This window comes from Kitasatospora sp. NPDC034023 (assembly GCF_055575795.1).
On record NZ_JBVIRY010000007.1, the window covers coordinates 249,750 to 269,024 of the forward strand.

Annotated in this window: 20 protein-coding genes; 13 read left to right on the plus strand and 7 right to left on the minus strand. The window is 73.3% G+C overall.

Annotated features, from left to right (window positions below):
* Nucleotides 1-13 precede the first annotated feature (13 nt).
* Nucleotides 14-559 (minus strand): GNAT family N-acetyltransferase, encoded by a 546-nt coding sequence (locus ACZ52R_RS13910; RefSeq protein WP_465753500.1) that lies wholly within the window; start codon nt 557-559, stop codon nt 14-16.
* A gap of 168 nt (nt 560-727) precedes the next feature.
* Here ACZ52R_RS13910 and ACZ52R_RS13915 point away from each other — a divergent pair, with 168 nt between their 5' ends.
* Nucleotides 728-1,537, plus strand: coding sequence for an alpha/beta fold hydrolase (locus ACZ52R_RS13915; protein ID WP_360507467.1), 810 nt, complete (start codon nt 728-730; stop codon nt 1,535-1,537).
* Between the two features lie 59 nt (nt 1,538-1,596).
* On the opposite strand, the gene ACZ52R_RS13920 is transcribed toward ACZ52R_RS13915, so the two are convergent.
* The gene (locus tag ACZ52R_RS13920; RefSeq protein ID WP_465753501.1) at nt 1,597-2,538 is read right to left on the minus strand and encodes an ArsR/SmtB family transcription factor; all 942 of its coding nucleotides are present in this window, start codon (nt 2,536-2,538) and stop codon (nt 1,597-1,599) included.
* A gap of 277 nt (nt 2,539-2,815) precedes the next feature.
* Here ACZ52R_RS13920 and ACZ52R_RS13925 point away from each other — a divergent pair, with 277 nt between their 5' ends.
* Nucleotides 2,816-4,204 (plus strand): alpha/beta fold hydrolase, encoded by a 1,389-nt coding sequence (locus ACZ52R_RS13925; RefSeq protein ID WP_465617142.1) that lies wholly within the window; start codon nt 2,816-2,818, stop codon nt 4,202-4,204.
* A gap of 155 nt (nt 4,205-4,359) precedes the next feature.
* Here the strand turns inward: ACZ52R_RS13925 and ACZ52R_RS13930 are convergent, their stop codons facing one another.
* Nucleotides 4,360-4,917: a hypothetical protein gene (locus ACZ52R_RS13930; RefSeq protein ID WP_465617144.1), complete on the minus strand. Its 558-nt coding sequence runs from the start codon at nt 4,915-4,917 to the stop codon at nt 4,360-4,362.
* Nucleotides 4,914-6,056 (minus strand): serine hydrolase domain-containing protein, encoded by a 1,143-nt coding sequence (locus ACZ52R_RS13935; protein ID WP_465753502.1) that lies wholly within the window; start codon nt 6,054-6,056, stop codon nt 4,914-4,916. Before ACZ52R_RS13935 ends, ACZ52R_RS13930 begins: the two co-directional genes overlap by 4 nt.
* 165 nt (nt 6,057-6,221) lie before the next feature.
* Here ACZ52R_RS13935 and ACZ52R_RS13940 point away from each other — a divergent pair, with 165 nt between their 5' ends.
* Together ACZ52R_RS13940 and ACZ52R_RS13945 are read left to right on the plus strand one after the other, a co-directional pair.
* A complete protein-coding gene (locus ACZ52R_RS13940; protein WP_465661875.1) occupies nt 6,222-6,782 on the plus strand; it encodes a DUF3885 domain-containing protein in 561 nt (186 codons plus the stop codon).
* A gap of 156 nt (nt 6,783-6,938) precedes the next feature.
* Nucleotides 6,939-8,363 (plus strand): pyridoxal-phosphate dependent enzyme, encoded by a 1,425-nt coding sequence (locus tag ACZ52R_RS13945; protein WP_465753503.1) that lies wholly within the window; start codon nt 6,939-6,941, stop codon nt 8,361-8,363.
* Between the two features lie 7 nt (nt 8,364-8,370).
* Here ACZ52R_RS13945 and ACZ52R_RS13950 read toward each other — a convergent pair whose 3' ends face one another.
* The gene (locus ACZ52R_RS13950) at nt 8,371-9,045 is read right to left on the minus strand and encodes a TetR/AcrR family transcriptional regulator (protein WP_465662031.1); all 675 of its coding nucleotides are present in this window, start codon (nt 9,043-9,045) and stop codon (nt 8,371-8,373) included.
* Nucleotides 9,046-9,270: 225 nt separating this feature from the next.
* Between ACZ52R_RS13950 and ACZ52R_RS13955 the strand changes: the two genes are divergently transcribed.
* The 6 genes from ACZ52R_RS13955 to ACZ52R_RS13980 all read left to right on the plus strand — a co-directional run bounded on the left by ACZ52R_RS13955 (nt 9,271) and on the right by ACZ52R_RS13980 (nt 14,687).
* Nucleotides 9,271-10,314: an ATP-binding cassette domain-containing protein gene (locus tag ACZ52R_RS13955; RefSeq protein ID WP_465661879.1), complete on the plus strand. Its 1,044-nt coding sequence runs from the start codon at nt 9,271-9,273 to the stop codon at nt 10,312-10,314.
* Nucleotides 10,314-11,135 (plus strand): ABC transporter permease, encoded by an 822-nt coding sequence (locus ACZ52R_RS13960; RefSeq protein ID WP_465617156.1) that lies wholly within the window; start codon nt 10,314-10,316, stop codon nt 11,133-11,135. Before ACZ52R_RS13955 ends, ACZ52R_RS13960 begins: the two co-directional genes overlap by 1 nt.
* A 68-nt stretch (nt 11,136-11,203) precedes the next feature.
* Nucleotides 11,204-12,190: an aldo/keto reductase gene (locus tag ACZ52R_RS13965; RefSeq protein ID WP_465617158.1), complete on the plus strand. Its 987-nt coding sequence runs from the start codon at nt 11,204-11,206 to the stop codon at nt 12,188-12,190.
* A 196-nt stretch (nt 12,191-12,386) separates the two neighbouring features.
* Nucleotides 12,387-13,025 (plus strand): TetR/AcrR family transcriptional regulator, encoded by a 639-nt coding sequence (locus ACZ52R_RS13970; RefSeq protein ID WP_465753504.1) that lies wholly within the window; start codon nt 12,387-12,389, stop codon nt 13,023-13,025.
* Nucleotides 13,026-13,176: 151 nt separating this feature from the next.
* Nucleotides 13,177-13,767, plus strand: coding sequence for a DUF4188 domain-containing protein (locus tag ACZ52R_RS13975; protein WP_465617423.1), 591 nt, complete (start codon nt 13,177-13,179; stop codon nt 13,765-13,767).
* Between the two features lie 269 nt (nt 13,768-14,036).
* Nucleotides 14,037-14,687, plus strand: coding sequence for a C39 family peptidase (locus ACZ52R_RS13980; protein WP_360492283.1), 651 nt, complete (start codon nt 14,037-14,039; stop codon nt 14,685-14,687).
* 72 nt (nt 14,688-14,759) lie between these two features.
* On the opposite strand, the gene ACZ52R_RS13985 is transcribed toward ACZ52R_RS13980, so the two are convergent.
* Nucleotides 14,760-15,611 (minus strand): SCO6745 family protein, encoded by an 852-nt coding sequence (locus tag ACZ52R_RS13985; protein ID WP_465617162.1) that lies wholly within the window; start codon nt 15,609-15,611, stop codon nt 14,760-14,762.
* A 281-nt stretch (nt 15,612-15,892) separates the two neighbouring features.
* On the opposite strand from ACZ52R_RS13985, the gene rpe reads away from it, so the two are divergent.
* The 3 genes from rpe to ACZ52R_RS14000 all read left to right on the plus strand — a co-directional run bounded on the left by rpe (nt 15,893) and on the right by ACZ52R_RS14000 (nt 18,713).
* Nucleotides 15,893-16,576: a ribulose-phosphate 3-epimerase gene (rpe, locus tag ACZ52R_RS13990; protein WP_465753505.1), complete on the plus strand. Its 684-nt coding sequence runs from the start codon at nt 15,893-15,895 to the stop codon at nt 16,574-16,576.
* A 166-nt stretch (nt 16,577-16,742) separates the two neighbouring features.
* Entirely contained in the window at nt 16,743-17,702 is a 960-nt protein-coding gene (locus ACZ52R_RS13995; protein WP_465753506.1) for a pirin family protein, read from the plus strand.
* Between the two features lie 312 nt (nt 17,703-18,014).
* Complete coding sequence (locus ACZ52R_RS14000; protein WP_465753507.1) at nt 18,015-18,713, plus strand: sensor histidine kinase; 699 nt, start codon at nt 18,015-18,017, stop codon at nt 18,711-18,713.
* Here the strand turns inward: ACZ52R_RS14000 and ACZ52R_RS14005 are convergent.
* Complete coding sequence (locus tag ACZ52R_RS14005) at nt 18,710-19,210, minus strand: universal stress protein (RefSeq protein WP_465753508.1); 501 nt, start codon at nt 19,208-19,210, stop codon at nt 18,710-18,712. The two genes, ACZ52R_RS14000 and ACZ52R_RS14005, sit on opposite strands and share 4 nt — an antisense overlap.
* Nucleotides 19,211-19,275 lie beyond the last annotated feature (65 nt).

The following is a 19,275-nucleotide window of genomic DNA, read 5'->3' on the forward strand; positions in this document are numbered from 1 at the left end:
GGTGCGGTTCTGGTTACCGGCAGTCGCGCCGGTTACCGGAGTCGTCCCGGAACTGCGGGTAGCCCAGGATGAAGACCTTCTCCGCCGGGTTCCGGACGTAGGGGATCACCTTGCCGGTGTCCTCGAAGCCGAGTCGCCGGTAGAAGGCCAGCGCGCGGCCGTTGCTCTCGTTGACGCCGAGGGTCAGCCACCGTGCGTCGGTGTGGTCCCGGGCGTGGCGGACGGTCGCGTTCACGAGGTCGGCGGCGGGGCCGGCGGCGCCGCGGTGGGCCGGGGCGACGTAGACGGAGCGGACGCACATGGTGTCGGGGACGTCGGGGACGGGTTCGACCCCGGCGATGCCCACCCAGTTCCCGTCTTCGTCACGGACCGTGAAGGTGGCGCGTTCCCCGGTGGTGGCCTCGGCGGCGGCCTGGTGCTGCCAGTAGCCGTCGGGGTGGGCGGCGGTGTCGGCGTAGGACAGGTTGAAGGCGTCGGGGGAGTCCCGCAGCGCCTCCAGGGTGATCTCGCGGAGTTCCCGCCAGTCCTCGGCGGTGATCCGGCGTACGACGTAGTGCATGCGCCGAGCCTGGCACGGTGGTGGGGCGGCCGGGATCACGCGTGAGGATGATCTTCGTCCGGGGACCTCCCCGGCGCGGGGGAGATCCGCCGCGACCGGCGGATCTGAGCCTTCCAGGCGGTTGTGTCAGGCTGGTGGGGGAGCACCGCCGAGATCGGGAGGCTCGTGATGGCCGAGACCAGGGTGAACGGAGTGGCGCTGCACTACGAGGCCCACGGTGAGGGCCCCGGCGTCGTCCTGGTGCACGGCTCGTGGAGCGACGGGGACTCCTGGGCGCGGGTGGTGCCCGGCCTGGCGGAGTCCGCCACCGTCGTCTCCTACGACCGCCGGGGGCACAGCCGCAGCGAGGACCCGCTCACCCAGGGTTCGGTGTACGAGGACGCGGCCGACCTGGCCGGGCTGATCCAGGGGCTCGGCCTCGCTCCTGCCTTCGTCTACGGCGACTCCTACGGCGCGCTGGTCACCCTCCGGCTCGCCGCCGCCCGTCCCGACCTGCTCCGGGGGATCGCCGTGCACGAGCCGCCCGGCACCGGCATCCTGCTCGCCGACCCGGACCTGCGCCCGATCGGCACCGCCTTCGCCGACCGGATCGCCGCCGTCCGGGAGCTGCTGGAACAGGCCGAATCGGCCGCGGCCGCCGAACTCTACGTGGACAGCCTCGCCTTCGGGCCGGGCGCGTGGGAGCAACTGCCCGCCCCGATCCGGCACACGTACATCCGCAACGCGCCCACCTACCTGGACGAGCTGCGCGACCCGGACGCGCTCGACCTCGACCTCACCGGGCTGGCCCGGTACCCCGAACCGGCGCTGCTCACGCAGAGCGACGACAGCGCGCCGATGTTCGGCGAGGTGCTGGACCTGATCGACCTCGCCCTGCCGAAGGCGGAGCGCCACCTGTACACCGGCGCCGGCCACGCCCCGCACCTGTCGCAGCCGGAGGAGTGGGTGCGGGTGGTCCTCCCGCGCGCGCTGGCCTGAAACCGGCGGGGGCTGAGTCCGGCAGTGGCTGAGTCCGGCGGGGGCTGAAACGCGGCGGGCTACCGGGTTGCCAGCATCTCCTCCCCGCGCGGCGTCCGCCGGTACAGCACCTCCCGCCCGCTGCGCACCCGGCTGACCAGGCCGGAGCGGTGCAGCACGCCCAGGTGGTACGAGACGGTGCCCGCGCTCAGGAAGTGCCGGGCGGCAAGGTCGGCGGTGGTGATCGGGTCGACCAGCGCGGCCAGCAGGTCCGCCCGGGTCGGTCCGAGCAGCTGCGCCAGCGCCGGGGTGGGGGTCTGCGGGACGGTCGGCGGCTTGCCGACCGGGTACATCAGCGTCGGCACCCGGTGGCAGCCGTCCACCGGGTCCAGCATGACGTGGATCCTCCGGCTCACCAGGGTCGGCATCAGCAGGACCATCCGGGCCGGCAGGGCCACGTCGAAACGGCTCTCCAGCAGGATCAGCCCGTCGGCCCAGGAGAGCTGCGGCGAGAGGGAGTTGAACAGGGAGCCGGTGCCGTACCGGGCCAGGTGGCGGCCACGTTGGTCGACCTCGGCGTCCAGGACGCCCCGGGCGTCCGGCCAGTACGGCGCGAGGGCCGACTCCCAGTACCGGCCCAGCTCGTCGGCGACCCGCTCGGCGAAGTAGCGCGGGCCGCGCTCCAGTGAGCGCAGCACCACATCAGGGACCTGACGGCCCGCCAGATTGGCGGCCGGCAGCCCGTGTCGGACGGTCTCCAGCTCCGCCCGTACCCGTTTCGGGTCGGTGCGGCGGACGGCCTCCAGCTGCTCCGCCACCGTCGGGTCCGGCCCGGAGGGGTGCGGGGAGAGGAAGTCGGGGATGTAGCCGCCGTCCTGTTCCAGGGCCAGCCCCGACAGCAGCTCCAGCTTCTCCCGGCGCAGCACCCGGCGGGTGCGGCCCACCCAGGCGTACGGCCCGGTACGGGAGTTGAGCGAGGAGGCCATCAGGGTGTTGACCGCCTCGTGCAGTGGCGAGACCACGAAACGGGTGCGGGCGAGCCCGGTCGAGTCGATCGTGAGCCGGATCAGTGTCCTTCCCCCTGTCGAACTGTCGAACTGTCGAGTCGCCGGACTGTCGAAACTGTCGAGCCGTCGGACTGTCGAGCCGTCGGACACGGCCGGATTTGCCGGGCTTCCGGCAGGCGACGATTCGACACTGGTCGAATCCTGGCATGAATGCTCGCGTTCGAAGTCGCCCGGGCCCAAGCTGACTCCGTGACCGCGTCAGCACGGACGCGGCGCGACCGGAAGGACGAACATGACGAGCACGCGCGGCCGCATCGCCGCCCTGCTGGGCGCCGTCGCGGTGGTCGCCGGCACCACCGTGGCCACTCCTGCCGTCGCGGCGCCGGACGCACCGGCCCGGCACGGCGGAGGGATCACCGGGCAGGCGCCCTGCCAGGGCGCGCCCGAATTCACCTGCGGGACCATCACCGTGCCGCTCGACCACAGCGGCGCCGTCCCCGGCGCCCTCCAGCTCGACGTGGCGATGACCGGGAACACCGACGCCCCCAAGGGTGACCTGCTGTTCCTCACCGGCGGCCCCGGCCAGCCCGGCGTGCCGCTGATCCAACGGATCGCGAGCAAGATCGAGCCCGTCCTCAAGGACTACCGCCTGGTCATGTTCGACCAGCGCGGCACCGGTGAGCGGGCCCTGCAGTGCCCCGGGCTGCAGGAGGACATGGGCTCCTCCGACCTCGCCCCGCCCCGCAAGCAGTCCGTCACCGACTGCGCGGCCACGCTCGGCCCGAACGCGCGCTTCTACAGCACCGCGGACACCGTCGCCGACATGGACCTGCTGCGCCGGGACCTCGGCGACCACCGCCTCACCATCGACGGTGTCTCCTACGGCACCTTCGTCGCCGAACGGTACGCCCTCGCCCAGCCGGCGCACGTGGCCCGGCTGGTGCTCGACTCGGTGGTCCCGCAACAGGGCTACGACCCGCTCGACCTGATCGCGCTGCCGGCCACCGCCCGGGTGCTGCGGGCCGCCTGCCAGGCCACCGGCTGCACCACCGACCCGGCCGCCGACCTCGCCGAGACCGTCCGACGGTACGGCAACGGGGCGCAGATCCTGGACGCCCTCACCAGCTACGAGTTCGTCGACCCGAACTACGGCGGCGTGCCGGAGTCCCTGCACGAGGCCGCCGCCGGGCAGCCGGCGAAACTCCAGGCCTTCATCGACGCCGTCCACCAGGGCGACGCCGCCCCCGCCGAATGGCTCAGCCAGGGCCTGCACGCCGCCACCCTGTGCGCGGACGGGCGGTACCCGTGGGGCACCTCGGACACTCCGGTCGAGGGCCGGGCGGCGGCGCTGGAGCGCACCCGGCAGCAGCTGACCACCCAGCAGACCTGGCCGTACGACGCGGCGACCGCGACCGGGCTCGGCAGCCTGCTGGTCTGCCTTGACTGGCCGCGCGAGCAGGTGCCGCCGACGCCGCCGGCCCACCGCAGGCTGCCCAACGTGCCGGTGCTGCTGCTCGGCGGCGACCGTGACCTGTCCACGCCGTACGAATGGCTCTACCAACAGGCCGCGTCGACGCACGACCCGCAGATCGTGATCGTCCCCGGGGCGTCGCACTCGGTGCAGACCCGGGCGGCGAACCCGGCCGGGCGGCAGGCGGTGTACGACTTCCTGCTGAAGTAGCAGGGGAGACCGGGGAGTTCGGGGCAGTCAGGGGGCTCGCGAGCTCGGGGGACTCGGGGAAGACCGGCGACGGGCCGTTCCACACGGGGGTGGGAACGGCCCGTCGCCGGTCGGGGTCTCCCGGACGGCCCGCCACCGGTGCGGCCGTGCGGTGCTCAGTGGTCGCCCGTACCCCAGCCGTCGGCGGGCTGGGTGGGGTCCGGCTCGGCGCAGTCGTCGTGCTCGTAGCCCCACAGGATCACCTTGTACAGCCTGAACTCCTCCAGCGGCGGCTCGTCGTAGTCGGGCCGGTTGCTGAGGACCAGCTCCACGTGGACGTCTTCGACCGGCTCGAAGATCAGGTTCCGCTGGTCCGTGAGGTTCTCGTACGTCACCGTCTGCCATGTGTGGCCGGTGGCGGTCAGCGCGGCCATCAGCTCGGTCTCGGTGACGATGGTGTCGAGCGTCACCAACTCGCCACCCGGCCGGGGGAATTCGAGCTGGTCATTCCAGGCCGACAGGGACAGTGAGTGGAGCCGGCGGCAGCGGCAGAACACCGTCATCACGTCGCCCCAGTGGTAGGCGCGCGGCCAGCGGCTTTCGCGGTGGATCCGGCCCTGGTCCCACGGATCGCCGTAGTGGGCGGCGAGTTCGGGCAGCGAGGCGCCGTAGCGCAGCTCGCCGAGGCTGCCGGTGGTGGCCAGGCCGGTGAGGACAGCCATGAAGTCCGTCATCCCAGGCACCCGCGCACCGCGTCGATCAGTCGGGTCGCCCGGGCGTCGCCGTGGCCGATCATCCGGTTGGCGACGTAGCCGAAGCCGATGCCGAACTCGTCGTCACCGAAGGCGAACTGGCCGCCGGCGCCGTCGTTGCCGAAGCTGCGCCCGCCGAGCAGCCTGCGGAAGGCGGGGGAGTCGAGCAGTACGCCGGAGCCCCAGCGGGCGCCCATGTCGAAGCCCAGGAAGCCCGTGCCGGAGGAGACTTCGCGCACCGCGTCGGTGACCGTGTCGGGCGAGAGCAGCCGCTCGCCGCCGTCCAGGCCGGTGACGGCCGCGGCGTACAGGCCGGCGAGGCCGGTGGCGGAGGCGACGGCGCCCGCGCCGGGCAGCTCGATCGCGTGCAGGGCCGGGTCGTTCCAGCCGTGCGGCACGTCCAGGCCGGGGAAGACCAGGGCGCCGTTCATCGTCACGATCCGGGTGAGCAGGTGCTCCGGGCCGGGCATCGGACGGCGGCCCTCGGCCTCCACCAGTCGGGCCAGGCGGGGGAGTTCGCCCTCGGGCAGGCCGAGCCAGACCGGCAGGCCGAGCGGCTCGGCGAGTTCCTTGCGCAGGAACGCGCCGGGGGTCAGACCGGTGATCCGGCGGATCAGCTCGCCGACCGCGAAGCCGAACACATGGCCGTGGTACTCGTAGGCCGTGCCCGGCTCCCAGAGCGGCTCCTGCGCCTCGATCGCCCGGATCACCGGCTCCCAGGCGGCGATCTCCTCGAAGGAGAGCACCGCGTCCAGCGCCGGGAGGCCGGCGCGGTGGCCGAGGATCATCCGGGTGGTGATCGACTGCTTGCCGTTCCGCGCGAACTCGGGCCAGTAGCGGGCGATCGGCGCGTCCAGGTCGAGCCGGCCCTGCTGGGCGAGCAGGTGCGCGCAGATGCTCACCGGGCCCTTGGCGCACGAGAAGACCGGCACCACGGTGTCCTGCGTCCAGGTCCGGCCGGTGCGCTCGTCGGCCGTGCCGCCCCACAGTTCGACCACCTTGTGGCCGCCGGCGAACACCGTGACGGCGGCGCCCAGCTCGGGGAACTCGGCGAAGTTGCGCGCGAAGGCATCCGCGACGGCGCCGAAGCGTTCGTCGGCCCAGCCCTGGTACTGCTGCATGGTGTGGAGCCCCGTTCTGCCCTCAAGATCAGCGACCGGACCACGGTACGGGAGCCGGGCGGCCGTGACGAGGGGATTTCACCACGCCGGGGCTGGAGGGGTGGGTGTGACAGACTCGCGGGCGATCCGGAGCAGAACCGGAGGAGAAGCGACGGAGGGGGTCCGGTGGACCGGGAGGCGTTGACCGCGCTCTGGCAGCGGCGGTGGCCGGGCTGCGAGCCCGTAGGGAACGGGCTCTACGCGGAGGGGCGGGACGTCTGGGTGCGCTTCCACAGCCTGCCGGAGTCCAAGCGCTACCCCGACGACGAGCGCGAGTACGCGATCGTGCTGGAGCGCTACAACACCGTGCTGGACGAGCTGTTCGCCGGCACGGAGGTGTACGTGATCACGCCGGAGTGGACGTCGGAGCCGCCCGCCCCCGCCGCGCGCCCGGGAACGACCCACTGGCGGAGCTGGCAGCAGACGGACGACCCCGACCCGGAATTCTGGATCCACCGCCACGCCTTCGTCGAGCAGCGCCCGTGGCGGCGCGGCTGCCTCGACGGGCTGCTGCGACGGGTCGCCGACGACGAGGTGGCCGGTGTGATCATCACGGACACCGAACTCCTGCGGGTCTACCACCCGTACGACGGCGGCGCGGACGTCTTCCTGACCACGACGCAGGAGCGCGACCGGCTGAAGGAGCGGCACAGCGAGTGGCTGTCGAAGCACCCGCAGGGGTACTGACCGAGGTCGACTCGCGGTCGGCCGGCCGGCCGACCGGCGGGGTCTGGGTGTGGGTGCGGGTGCCGGTGTGGCTGTGGGATGGCTGGCGGGGCGCGGGTGTGGGAAGGCTCGGTCGGGACGTCCCCACGCGCCGCACCGGATGAAGGAGAGCCCAGGATGACCGCAGTGCACGAATCCGTCCTCGACGCGATCGGCGGGACGCCGCTGATCCGGCTCGCCCGGCTCGGTGCCGGCATCGCGGCGCCGATCTACGCCAAGGCCGAGTTCCTCAACATCGGCGGCAGCGTCAAGGACCGCGCCGCGCTGTCCATGGTCCTGGCCGCCGAGCGGGACGGTCTGCTCAAGCCCGGCGGGACGATCATCGAGGCGACCTCCGGCAACACCGGCATCGGCCTGGCCATCGTCGGGCGGCGGCGCGGGTACCGGGTGATCGCCGGGGTGTCGGAGAAGTCGGCGCCCGAGAAGTCGGACATCCTGCGGGCGTACGGCGCGGAGGTGGTGCGCGCCACGACCACCGTGCCGCGGGAGGATCCGCGGCACCTGTTCAACGTGGTCCAGCGGCTCGCCGCGGAGATTCCCGGGGCCTGGCTCGCCAACCAGTACGACAACCTGGCCAATCCCGATGCCCATGTCCGGACCACCGGTCCCGAGATCTGGGAGCAGACCGGCGGCCGGGTGACCCACTTCGTCGCGGGCGTCGGCACCGGCGGAACCGTCACCGGCACCGGCGGGTACCTGCAGCAGGTGTCCGGCGGCGCGGTGACCGTGGTCGGCGCGGACCCGGAGTCCTCCTCGTACGGAGGCGGGGACGGCAGCCCGTGGTTCGTCGAGAGCATCGGGCACTTCCTCCACCCCGAGACGATCGAGGACCGCTGGCCGCAGGCCTACCGCTCGGAGGTGGTCGACTCCTTCGAACGGATCCCGGACCGCGAATCGCTGCTGACGGCACGCCGGCTCGCACGGGAGGAGGGCATCCTGGCCGGCCCGTCCTCGGGCACGGCGGTGGCGGCGGCGCTGCGGGTGGCGCGGCGGCTGGGCCCGGACGACCTGGTGGTCGTGCTGCTGCCGGACTCGGGACGCTCGTACCTGTCCAAGGTGCACAGCGACGTGTGGATGCGGGAATGGGGCTTCCTGGAGGAGCCGGGGGAGACGGCGGTGCGGGAGGCGCTGGAGGCGGCGGGCCCGCCGGTGACGGTCCCCGCCGACGCGACCGTAGGCGAGGCGGTGGAGGCGCTGCGGGCCGTGCCGGGTGGCGTGGCACCGGCGGTGCTGGCGCGGGCGGCGCGCCCGTTCGGGGTGAGCGCGACGGAGGTGGTGGGCTCGGTGTCGCGGGAGGTGCTGGCGGCGGCGCTCGCGGACGGCGGTGCCAAGCCGGGCGATCCGCTGGGCGCGCTGCTCGGGTCGGCGCTGCCGACGGTGGGCGTCGGGCAGTCGCCGGCCGAGGCGCGGGCGGCCCTGGCGGGGCCGACCGGGCAGGTGGGGCAGGCCGGGCAGGCCGGCGGGGGTGGCCACCCGGCCGTCCTGGTGCTGGTGGACGGGCGGGTGGCCGGGGTGCTGCCGCGGGAGGCCTTCGCGAACTGACGATCCGTCAGATGGCGCCGGTGGGTGTCAGGATGGCGGAGATCACCCGGTCCAGCGTGCGGTCGAAGGCCCTGTCCGGGTCGGCGGGCGGGCCGGCGGTGGCGAATGCCTGCGCCAGGTGCGGGAATTCGCCGCTCATCGCCGCCTGGCTGAGGTAACCGACCAGCTCCGCCTGCCACTTGGCGCCCGCAGCCGCCGTCTGCTCGTACTGCGCGAACTGGGTGACGAACCCGTTGAACAGTGCCATCGCCTCCATCCGGGCTCCGCCGCCGAGGCCGGTGGGGGCGGTGACGGCCAGGAAGTGGTCGGTGTAGCGCAGGGCGTTGGGGCCGAGGCTGGGACGGGCCAGCAGCAGCGCGGGCAGCCAGGGGTGGCGGCGGGAGATGTCGAGCTGCTGGTGGGCGAGGTCGGCGAGGTCGGCCCGGACGTCGCCGCTCGGCGCGGGCGGCAGCCGGTACTCGCCGGTGACCGCGTCGAGCATCAGGTCGAGCAGGTGCTCCTTCTTCGGAACGTAGTTGTAGAGCGACATCGTGCCCGCGCCGAGCGCCGCCGCGACCCGGCGCATGGAGACCGCGTCCAGGCCCTCGGCGTCGGCGATCCCGATGGCCGCGGCGGCGATCGAGTCGCGACTGTGGGCCGGGCGCGGGCCGCGGCCGGTGCGCTCGGGGCGCAGCCAGATCAGTTCTGGGGCCTCGGGGGGTGTGGGCCTGCCCGGCTGCTGCGCAGCGTCGGGGCTCTTTCGGCTCTCGGAGCCGGTGGGGGTCTTGCTGGACGGCACTGGAAGATCACCTCGCTCTCCCATCTTAGAGACGCTTCCGGATCGACCCCTTAGATACGTACGTCGTACGTAGTACGATTGCGTCCGCATTCGCTTCTACGTACGCTGTACTTAGAGAAGGGCAGAGCCATGTCCGACACCACCCGGCCCGCCATCGAGATGGCGGGCGTGGCGAAACGCTTCGGCGCCACCCAGGCCCTGCGCGGCCTCGACCTCACCGTCCCCGCCGGCACCGTCTGTGGCCTCCTCGGCCCCAACGGCGCCGGCAAGACCACCGCCGTCCGCGTCCTCGCCACCCTGGTCGCCCCCGACCGCGGCACCGCCAGGGTCGCCGGACACGACGTCGTCCGCGCCGCCGAGGACGTCCGACGCTCCATCGGCCTCGCCGGGCAGCACGCCGCCGTCGACGAGGGCATCACCGGCCGCGACAACCTCCACCTGCTCGGCCGGCTGCACCGCCTGGGCGCCCGCCGGGCCCGGGCGCGCGCCGACGAACTGCTGACCCGCTTCGGCCTCGCCGAGGCCGCCGACCGGCTGGTGCGCACCTACTCCGGCGGCATGCGCCGGCGCCTCGACCTCATCGCCAGCCTGGTCACCAGCCCGCCCGTACTCTTCCTGGACGAGCCGACCACCGGGCTCGACCCGCGCAGCCGCCAGGAAATCTGGGACACCGTCAAGGAGTTGGCGGACGGCGGCACCACCGTCCTGCTCACCACCCAGTACCTGGAGGAGGCCGACCGGCTCGCCGACGACATCGTCGTCGTCGACCACGGCGCCGCCATCGCCACCGGCCCACCGGACCGGCTCAAGGCGGCGATCGGCAGTCAGGTCTCCGTCACCCTGGCCACGCCCGGTCAGCTCGCCTCCACCGCCGTGGTGTTGTCCGCGATGACGGGCGGCGACGCGCAGGTGGACGTCGCCGAGCGGACCGTCACGGTGCTGACGGCCCCCGGCGTGTCCGTCCTGTTGCCCTCGCTGGTGCGGGAGTTGGACGGGGCTGGGGTCGTCGCGCAGGACGTCGCGGTGCGGACTCCGTCGCTGGACGACGTCTTCCTGGCGCTGACCGGCCGGTCGGGCGGGGCCCCCGCCGAGCCCGCCGAGTCCGCCGAGGCCGGGGCGCCCGCCGAGCCCGCTGAGGTCGGAGGGCCCGCCGAGGCCGGGAGGGCCGCCTGATGGCCACCGTCGTGTACGCGGCCCCGCGACCGTCCACCGTCGGCCGGCTGCTCTCCGACACCTGGACGTCGATGCTCCGCATCCTGCTCAACTACCGCCACTCACCGGGCCTGTTGGCCGCCTCGCTGGGCGTCCCGGTGATCATGGTGGTGGTCTTCGGGTACGTCTTCGGCAGCGCGATGCGGGTGCCGGGCGGCGGCGACTACCGGGAGTTCCTGATGCCCGGGCTGTTCGCCATGGTCGCCACCAACGGCATCATGCCCACGATGGTCGGCGCCGCCCGCGACGTCGGGCGCGGCGTCACCGACCGGCTGCGCTCCATGCCGGTCTCCCGTACCGGTCTGCTGCTCGGACAGACCCTCGCCGACCTGCTGGTCAGCGCGGTCGTCCTGGCGCTGCTGGCACTGGTCGGGCTCGCCACCGGCTGGCGGGCCCGGCACGGACTCGCCGACACCGCGGGGGCGTTCGCACTGCTGCTGCTCTTCCGGTTCGTGATGACGTGGGTCGGCACCCTGCTCGGCCTGACCGTCGGCAAGGAGGAGGCGGCCGGCCAACTCTCCGTCGTGGTCTTCCCGGTGGCGATGATCACCAACGCCTACGTGCCGACCGTCGGCATGCCCGGCTGGCTGCGCTTCGTCGCCGACTGGAACCCGATCAGCTCCGTCGTCCAGGCCTGCCGGGAGCTCTTCGGAAACCCCTCGGCACCCGGATCCGCCTGGCCGGCGCAGCACGCCACGCTCGCCGCGCTGCTCTGGAGCGCCGTGCTGCTCGCGCTCTGCATGCCGCTCGCCGTACGGAAGTTCGCCACGCACGGGCGGTGACCAGGGGTTCCGGCGCGCCCGCGAAATGTGCTGGACAGGGGGGTCGGCGTGGTCTTGGGTGGGGCGCCATGGAGTACACCCACCTCGGCCGCACCGGCCTGACCGTCTCCCGCCTCTGCCTCGGCACCATGAACTTCGGCCCGCACACCGAAGAGGCCGACGCCCACCGTCTCATGGACACCGCCCACGACCGCGGCATCAACTTCTTCGACACCGCCAACAGCTACGGCCGCGACAGCGAGGGCAACCTCAAGGGTCGCACCGAGGAGATCATCGGCCGCTGGTTCGCCCAGGGCGGTGGGCGCCGCGAGCGCACCGTCCTCGCCACCAAGGCCTACGCCGACATGAGCGACTGGCCCAACGGCGGCAAGCTCTCCGCGCTCGCCATCCGCAAGGCCGTCGAGGCCAGCCTGCGCCGCCTGCAGACCGACCACATCGACCTCTACCAGATGCACCACATCGACCGGGCCACGCCCTGGGAAGAGATCTGGCAGGCGATGGAGATCCTGGTCGCCCAAGGCAAGATCATCTACGTCGGCTCCAGCAACTTCGCCGGCTGGCACATCGCCCAGGCCCAGGAGGCCGCCCGCTCCCGCCACTTCCTCGGCCTGGTCAGCGAGCAGTCCCTCTACAACCTGCTCGACCGCGCGATCGAGCTCGAGGTCATCCCCGCCCTCCAGCACTACGGCCTCGGGCTCATCCCGTGGTCGCCGCTGCGCAGCGGCCTGCTCGGCGGCGTCCTGCGCAAGGAACGCGAGGGCACCCGCGACCGCAGCGGCACGGGCTACGCGAACGAACTCCTCGCCAAGCACCGCGACCGCATCCAGGCCTACGAGGACTTCGCCGACGAACTCGGCACCGACCCCGCCGACCTCGCCCTCGCCTGGCTCCTCTCCCGCCCCGCCGTCACCGCCCCCATCATCGGCCCCCGCACCCCCGCCCACCTCGACGCCGCCCTCGCCGCCCTCGACCTCGAACTCGACCGGAAGACCCTCGACCGCCTCGACGAACTCTTCCCGGGCCACCAGCCCGCCCCGGAGGACTACGCCTGGTAGGCCACCCGCCCCCGGCCGGCCCCGGTCGTGCGACCGACCCCGGTCGCGCGGCCGGGGCCGGGCATTGCGGGGATCGTCCGGCCGGCGGGGATCCGCGGGACCAGCTCGGCCACCTGCCCGGGTGGTTCGGTGCCGCCGCCGGCTGGGCGCGGGACGTCGACTCCCGGGCCCGGCCGGCTGTGGTAGCAAGGCTGGTATGAGGGAGACGAGGGAACGGGTCGGGGAGCGGGGGGCGTACCACCACGGGGCGTTGCCGGAGGCGTTGGTGGCGGCGGCGTTCGAGGTGTTGGACGAGCAGGGGCAGGAGAAGGTGAGTGTGCGGGAGGTGGCGCGGCGGGCGGGGGTGTCGGCGGGGGCGCCGTTCCGGCACTTCGCCGACCGGCAGGCGCTGTTGACCGCGTTGGCGGACCGGGTGCTGGCGGACTTCGTGCGCTGGCAGGAGGCGCAGGTGGCGGCCGCCGGGCCGGATGGGGGGCCGGACGGGGGGTCGGTGATGCGGGCGGTCGGCCTGGGGTTCGTCCGGTACGCGGTGCGTCATCCGCGGCGGTTCGAGCTGGTGCGCTCGCGGGTGTTCGCGGCCTCGCGGGAGCCGGAGCTGCGGGAGCAACTGGACGGGATCGACCGGGCGTTGATGGATGTGGTCGCCGCGGACCAGGAGGCGGGCCGGTTGCGTCCCGGGGATCCGGCGCTGGTCGGGCTGGCCGGGCAGGCGCTGGTGTACGGGCTGGCGCAGATGATCGTGGACGGCTACCTGCCGACCGAGAAGGCGGAGGAGCTGGCCGCGCAGGTACTGGACACCTTCCGTCAGGGGATCGCCAACCAACCTGCGCAGTAGCTGAATTGTGGCGGTTGCGAGCCTTGACCGGGTCATCGTGCGCTGATGTAATCACCGCTTACATGGGGTGCGGGTTCGGCGCGGGGAGGCCGGGATGTCCACGGGTCCGGGATCACGTGCGGGAGGGACGGGTTCGCCGTTCGTCCGCTCGGTGTTCGCCAAGCCGCTGCGGGGCTACACCACCGCCGCCGCCACCGGCGACACCGTGGTGCTGCTCATCGGCATGCGGATCAACCGGTTCTGGGCCGTGCACCACTGGGGCCCGGTGATGTTCGCGATGTTCCGGATGCTGTACGAGCTGCGCCGCGGCTCCGAGCGTGGCGCCGAGCGCGGTCTTCTCGGCCGCATCCTGCTCACCGCCTCGCCGCGCACCTACTACGTCGTCCAGTACTGGGAGTCGAAGGAGAGGCTGTACGGCTACGCGAGCGCGCCGGACGGCTTCCACCACACCGTGTGGGGCATCGCCAACCGCAAGCTGCGGGAGGGCAAGGCCCGCGGGCACGTCGGGCTCTGGCACGAGACGTACATCGTGCCGGAGGGCGGGTACGAGTCGATCTACTTCGACATGCCGCCGTTCGGTCTGGCCGGCGCCACCGGTGCGCTCCCGGTGGAGAAGCGGGGACGGCACGCGACGCAGCGGCTGGCCTACCGGTCGAGCGAGACCGGCGGGGCGGGAGACTCCGCCGGCGCCGGGAAGCGGCTCGGGGACACAGCCGTCGGGGACGGCGCGACGGGCGCGTAGGTGGCGGTGGCCGGCGAGACGGGTGAATCGGGCGAGTCCGGCCCCATGGCGACCGCCAGGTAGACCCATGGCGCCAGGAGAATCGTCGCGCCCGTCGCCAGTAGGGCCAGTACCCCCAGGAAGACCTGCTTCACCGTTGCTCCCACGTCCTCGACCGTCCTTGTCCACCGCGTGATCACGGTACGGAAAGCCGCAGGTCGGCCGCCTGAGTACGGATACTCAGGGAGTGTCGTGAGTTGTCCGGCCGCCCGGCGTGAGAGCGTCGGGGGATGGTGGATCAGGGCAGCGCCGCGCGGCCGGCGCGGGTGGTGCACGAGGTGCCGTACCGGGCGCAGTGGGAGTCCCCGGAGCTGGTGCGGGAGATCGTCGACGGGCGGTTGGACGCGTCTGCGGACCCGCGCTGGGGGCAGTCCGGGGCGGCCGGCCCGACGGAGTACGCGTGGTGGTCGTGGCGGCTGTGCGGGGTGGCCTGCCTGCGGATGGCGCTGGAGCACTGGTGGGGCGTGACACCGACGGCGATGGCGCTCGCGGGCGAGTGCGTGGCGGCGGGCGCCTACGTGCGGGACGGTGAGAGCCTGCGCGGGCTGATCCACCTGCCGTTCGCCGACTACGTCCGGCGGCGGTGGGGACTCGCGGCGCACGCCCGGGAGTTGACGCCCGAGGAGGTGTCGGCCGAGGTGGCCCGCGGACGGCTGGTGATGGTGTCGGTGCACCCGTCGATCCGGGAGCCGGGCGGTCCGGAGCCGGTACGGCGCGGCGGCCACCTGGTGCTGGCGGTGGGCGCCACGGACACGGCGCTGCTGATCCACAACCCGTCCGGTTTCCCGGGGGAGTCGCAGGCCTTCGCGCGCGTGCCGTGGCGGTCGTTCGGGGCGTTCTACGCCGGGCGGGGGATCGTGCTCGGCCCGCCGGGGGAATAGCGGAGCAGGGGAGCAGCAGAGCAGGGACTAGGGGAGCAGGCGAGTAGCGGAGCAAGCGGAGTAGCGGGCGGCCTACGGGTTGTCGGGCAGCCCCGCCGGGTTGACCGGAAGTTCGCTGCGACACAGTGCCGATATCGGTTTCAACGCCGCTGCCAGTCGGTCGAGTTCGGCGCGCGGGTAGTCCTCCCACACCCGGGTGGCGGCCAGGTCGGTGGCGGCCTCGACGGCCTGGTGGCGGATCCGACCGAGTTCGGTGACCGTGCCCGCGGCGGTCAGCCAGCCGCGCTCGACCAGGCGCTCCGCGGCCGCCTCCCACTCGGCGTCCGTCCATCCGCGCAGCGGCTGGATCATCTCGCGCCGCATGTCCATCGCGCAGCGGACCACCAGCGCCTCGCAGCCGTCCAGCCCGGCCGCCACCAGCGCGGCCACGTGGCCGTCCCCGCGGTGCTCGCGCATCACGGTGGCGGCCTGCCAGAGCCGCTCGTACAGGCCGGTCGGCCGGGGGAGCGCGGTGTTGGCGGCGGCCAGTACCCGGCCCGCGCAGTCCAGCCGGGACGCGACCTGCTCCAGGGTCTCCGCGACCAGCTCGACCTGCTCCGGGTTCACGTGCTCCAGCAGCCGGGCCAGCGTCGCCGCCGAGCCCTTCAGTCGGGCGACCAGCGCCTCCTCCGGGCTCGCGTGCGTCCACACCTCCGGCAGCGCGCGCCCGACCATCGCCGGGGAGAAGTTGAAGAACGCGGCGACCACGGGCGTCGCGTCCACCGCGCCGAGCGGGGCCGAGCGGCTCGCGAAGTAGCTGTGCAGGCGGCCGTGCAGACCGGCCTCCTCGAAGGCGGCGCGCCCCTCGGGCAGGAAGTAGGTGACGGCGTGCACCGGCTCGAAGAGCCACCACAGTGCGCGGGCGGGGTGGACGAGATCGGCCATCGGAAGACCTTCCTCGGACGGAGCTCCGGGTGGAAGCGGGAGCTCGGCTGGTCGGGACGGCCCGGCGCACGCCGCCGCGGCCCGTGCCTGGACCGCTGCGGCGGGTGCGTGGACCGCTTCCATGGCTGATGACCACAGCGGCGCCCCCGGTAATCCCCGGCGGGGTGTGATGACGGTCACGTGCAGGCGGCGGTAGGCGGTCGGCGGCCGTGCGGCGCGAGATGATGAGCCAAGGCGCCCGCTGCCGGGGCGCCCCAGCCCTCATGTGAAGGTAGTCGGTCATGGCCCAGATCAACCCCAGCATCCTGTCCGCGGACTTCGCCCGGCTCGCCGACGAGGCCGAGGCCGTCCGGGGTTCCGACTGGCTGCACGTGGACGTCATGGACAACCACTTCGTGCCCAACCTGACCCTGGGCGTCCCGATCGTCGAGTCGCTCGCCCGCGCCACCGACATCCCGCTCGACTGCCACCTGATGATCGAGGACCCGGACCGCTGGGCCTCCCAGTACGTCGAGGCGGGCGCCGGCTCCGTCACCTTCCACGTCGAGGCCGCCGCCGCGCCCGTCCGGCTCGCCCGCGAGATCCGCGCCAAGGGCGCCCGGGCGTCGATGGCGCTCAAGCCGGGCACGCCGATCGAGCCGTACGAGGACCTGCTCCCCGAGCTCGACATGGTGCTGATCATGACCGTCGAGCCCGGCTTCGGCGGCCAGGCGTTCCTGGACATCATGCTGCCGAAGATCCGCCGCACCCGGGAGCTGATCGCCAAGCACGACCTGGAGCTGTGGCTGCAGGTGGACGGCGGCGTCGCCGCCGGCACCATCGAGCGCTGCGCCGAGGCGGGCGCGGACGTGTTCGTGGCCGGCTCGGCGGTGTACGGGGCGGAGGACCCCGCGAAGGCGGTCCGCAACCTGCGGGACCTCGCCGGCAAGGCCTCGGCGGACGCCTGGTGGGCTTGCCGGCACTGAGCCGCCGCAGCTCACGGCGGTCGCCGAGTCGCCGAGTCGCCGAGTCGCCGAGTCGCCGACCGCCGGATGGCCGGGCGCGGGTGGAGGAACGTCGGACCGTGACGGATGATCGGTGACGACGAACCCCTCTCCGCCCGGCCTTCCTCGTACGGTGGTGGAAACCGCGATGAGCAACCTCGACCTCAAGCCCACCCCGACCGCCTGCGGCCGCGAGGCCAGTAGCGGCCCGGTGAAGGAACTGTTGGCACCACGTCAATTCCCGCTCGGTGGAGGCACGGTGGTCCGCCGCCTGCTCCCCAACCTCGGCCGGCGGATGGTCGGCGCCTGGTGCTTCGTCGACCACTACGGCCCGGATGACATCGCCGACGAGCCCGGCATGCAGGTCCCGCCGCACCCGCACATGGGCCTGCAGACGGTCAGCTGGCTCCACGAGGGCGAGGTGCTGCACCGCGACAGCCTCGGCAGCCTGCAGACCGTCCGGCCGTACGAACTGGGCCTGATGACCTCCGGCCGGGCGATCTCCCACTCCGAGGAGTCCCCGCGGCCGCACGCCCGCCACCTGCACGGCGCCCAGCTCTGGGTCGCCCTCCCGGACGCCCACCGGCACACCGCCCCCACCTTCGAGCACCACCCCGACCTGCCCGTCGTCACCGCCCCGGGCCTGCGCGCCACCGTCATCCTCGGCACCCTCGACACCGCCATCTCGCCCGGCACCACCCACACCCCCCTCGTCGGCGCCGACCTCGCCCTCACCGAGGGCGCGGACCTCCGGCTCCCCCTCGTCCCCGACTTCGAGTACGCCGTCCTCGCCATGTCCGGCCGCGTCGACGTCGACGGCGTCCCCGTCGAACCCGGCTCCATGCTCTACCTCGGCTGCGGCCGCCCCCACCTCCCGCTCCACGCCCACACCGACGCCGCCGTCCTCCTCCTCGGCGGGGAACCCTTCGACGAGAAGATCGTCATGTGGTGGAACTTCATCGGCCGATCCGGTGACGAGATCGTACAGGCACGAACCGACTGGGAGAAGGGCTCCCGGTTCGGTGAAGTCCAGGGCTACGACGGGGCCCGGCTGCGTGCGCCCGAGCTGCCCGACCTCCCGCTCAAGCTGCGCGGGCGGAGCCGCTGACCTGGGCGAACGTCGGCAGCGGGCATGCGTACGGTCTCTGCTGACCGGCATGTAGGGGTGTTGCCCGGCCGACGGGTCGAGGGGTGGTTCAGGGGGTCGCCGGTGGTGCGCGAGCAGCTGAGGTGAGGCCTTCTCGGTTCTCATGTTCGAGAGCGTTTGACAGGGTCTGCTCGGATGGATGCTGACCTCTTGCTGACTCTTCTGACGTAGCGTCGGGCAAGGCGGGTGGATGGTGTCGGCCAGGTCGGCGGCGGACCTGCTGCTCGCCCGTCTGCCGGTGCGGTCGTGCTCTGCGCCCCGCACCGGGGGATCATGGAGCTGGCCCTGCACGCCACCCTGCTGGAGGCCGTGGCCCACGACTTGCGCGAGCCGCTGGCAGGGATCAAGGCGTCGGCTTCGAGTCTCTGTTCCGAGGAGGTCGACTGGCCGCCGGAGGACGTCCGCCACCTCTCGGTGATCATCGACGCCGAGGCGGACCGGCTGAACCGCATGGTCGCCAACCTGCTCGACCTGAGCCGCCTCCAGGCCGGGCGGGTGCCGGTGACCCTCTGGCCGACCGACCTGGCGGACGTCCTGGTCGCGGCCGTCGGCAGCCTCCCGTCCGGTGGCCCGCCCGTGGTCCTCGACCTCCCCGAGGGGCTCCCGCGGGTGGAGGCCGACGCCGGGCTGCTGGAGCGGGCGCTGGCGAACGTCCTGGCCAACGCGCTGACCTGGTCACCGCCCGGCGCCCCGGTCCGGGTGGACGCGGGCGCCGTGGCGGACCGGGTGGACGTGCGGGTCGTCGACCACGGCCCCGGCATCGGCGACCAGGAGCGCGAGCACCTCTTCGAGCCCTTCCACCGCAGCCGCTACGGGCCCGGCGGCCGGGTCGCGGACGTCGGGCTCGGCCTGACCGTCGCCAAGGGCTTCACCGAGGCGATGGGCGGCGAGCTGACCGTCGAGAGCACCCCCGGCGGCGGTACGACCTTCGTCTTCGGCCTCCGCCGGGCCGTGGCGGCAAGCCCCGGTTAGGCGGCCCGCCGCACCCCAGTGGCGAGGGGGATCGGCGCGCCGCTTCGGGCGGCGGACTCCAGGCTGCGCAGCAGGTCCGACGGTCGGACGGTGACCACCGGGCACCCGGCGTGCGTACGGCAGTAGTGGGCGACGGATCCGTGCAGGGCGTGCCGCAACCGTGCGTGGCCGGCGGCGCCGACCACGACCAGGTCACTCGGGGAGGTCACGGCGGAGACCAAGGCGGGGCCGGCCTCGCCGCGGACAACCACGGGGTGGACGACCAGGTGGGCGGGGTAGCCGCCGAAGGCCTGCTCGAAGGCGGTGTCGAGGCGTCGGCGGGCTGCGTGTTCCAGCTCGGAGAGCGGGCGCAGTCCGTCCGTGTCGGACGGCTGCCAGGCGGTCACCGGCACGAGGACCGCTCTGCGCGCGGTCGCCTCCGTCACCGCGCGGTGCAGGGCGGCGAGACTGCCCAAGGACCCGTCGAGTCCGACGATCACACGCGTGGCGCCGGTCATGGCCGTTCAACTCCTTCATCGTGCGGGCTGCTGTCGGCCCGCACGTCCAGTGAAGTCCGCAGCCG

Bases quoted from the DNA above. Each gene is read 5' to 3' on its own strand.
- ACZ52R_RS13965 (WP_465617158.1), top strand. From the start codon at position 11,204: ATGGAGTACACCCACCTCGGCCGCACCGGCCTGACCGTCTCCCGCCTC.
- ACZ52R_RS13960 (WP_465617156.1), top strand. From the start codon at position 10,314: ATGGCCACCGTCGTGTACGCGGCCCCGCGACCGTCCACCGTCGGCCGG.
- ACZ52R_RS13925 (WP_465617142.1), top strand. From the start codon at position 2,816: ATGACGAGCACGCGCGGCCGCATCGCCGCCCTGCTGGGCGCCGTCGCG.
- ACZ52R_RS13995 (WP_465753506.1), top strand. From the start codon at position 16,743: ATGAGCAACCTCGACCTCAAGCCCACCCCGACCGCCTGCGGCCGCGAG.
- ACZ52R_RS13910 (WP_465753500.1), bottom strand. From the start codon at position 559: ATGCACTACGTCGTACGCCGGATCACCGCCGAGGACTGGCGGGAACTC.
- ACZ52R_RS13970 (WP_465753504.1), top strand. From the start codon at position 12,387: ATGAGGGAGACGAGGGAACGGGTCGGGGAGCGGGGGGCGTACCACCAC.
- ACZ52R_RS13915 (WP_360507467.1), top strand. From the start codon at position 728: ATGGCCGAGACCAGGGTGAACGGAGTGGCGCTGCACTACGAGGCCCAC.
- ACZ52R_RS13930 (WP_465617144.1), bottom strand. From the start codon at position 4,917: ATGACGGACTTCATGGCTGTCCTCACCGGCCTGGCCACCACCGGCAGC.
- ACZ52R_RS14005 (WP_465753508.1), bottom strand. From the start codon at position 19,210: ATGACCGGCGCCACGCGTGTGATCGTCGGACTCGACGGGTCCTTGGGC.
- ACZ52R_RS13935 (WP_465753502.1), bottom strand. From the start codon at position 6,056: ATGCAGCAGTACCAGGGCTGGGCCGACGAACGCTTCGGCGCCGTCGCG.
- ACZ52R_RS13945 (WP_465753503.1), top strand. From the start codon at position 6,939: ATGACCGCAGTGCACGAATCCGTCCTCGACGCGATCGGCGGGACGCCG.
- ACZ52R_RS13980 (WP_360492283.1), top strand. From the start codon at position 14,037: ATGGTGGATCAGGGCAGCGCCGCGCGGCCGGCGCGGGTGGTGCACGAG.
- ACZ52R_RS13955 (WP_465661879.1), top strand. From the start codon at position 9,271: ATGTCCGACACCACCCGGCCCGCCATCGAGATGGCGGGCGTGGCGAAA.
- rpe (WP_465753505.1), top strand. From the start codon at position 15,893: ATGGCCCAGATCAACCCCAGCATCCTGTCCGCGGACTTCGCCCGGCTC.
- ACZ52R_RS14000 (WP_465753507.1), top strand. From the start codon at position 18,015: ATGGAGCTGGCCCTGCACGCCACCCTGCTGGAGGCCGTGGCCCACGAC.
- ACZ52R_RS13985 (WP_465617162.1), bottom strand. From the start codon at position 15,611: ATGGCCGATCTCGTCCACCCCGCCCGCGCACTGTGGTGGCTCTTCGAG.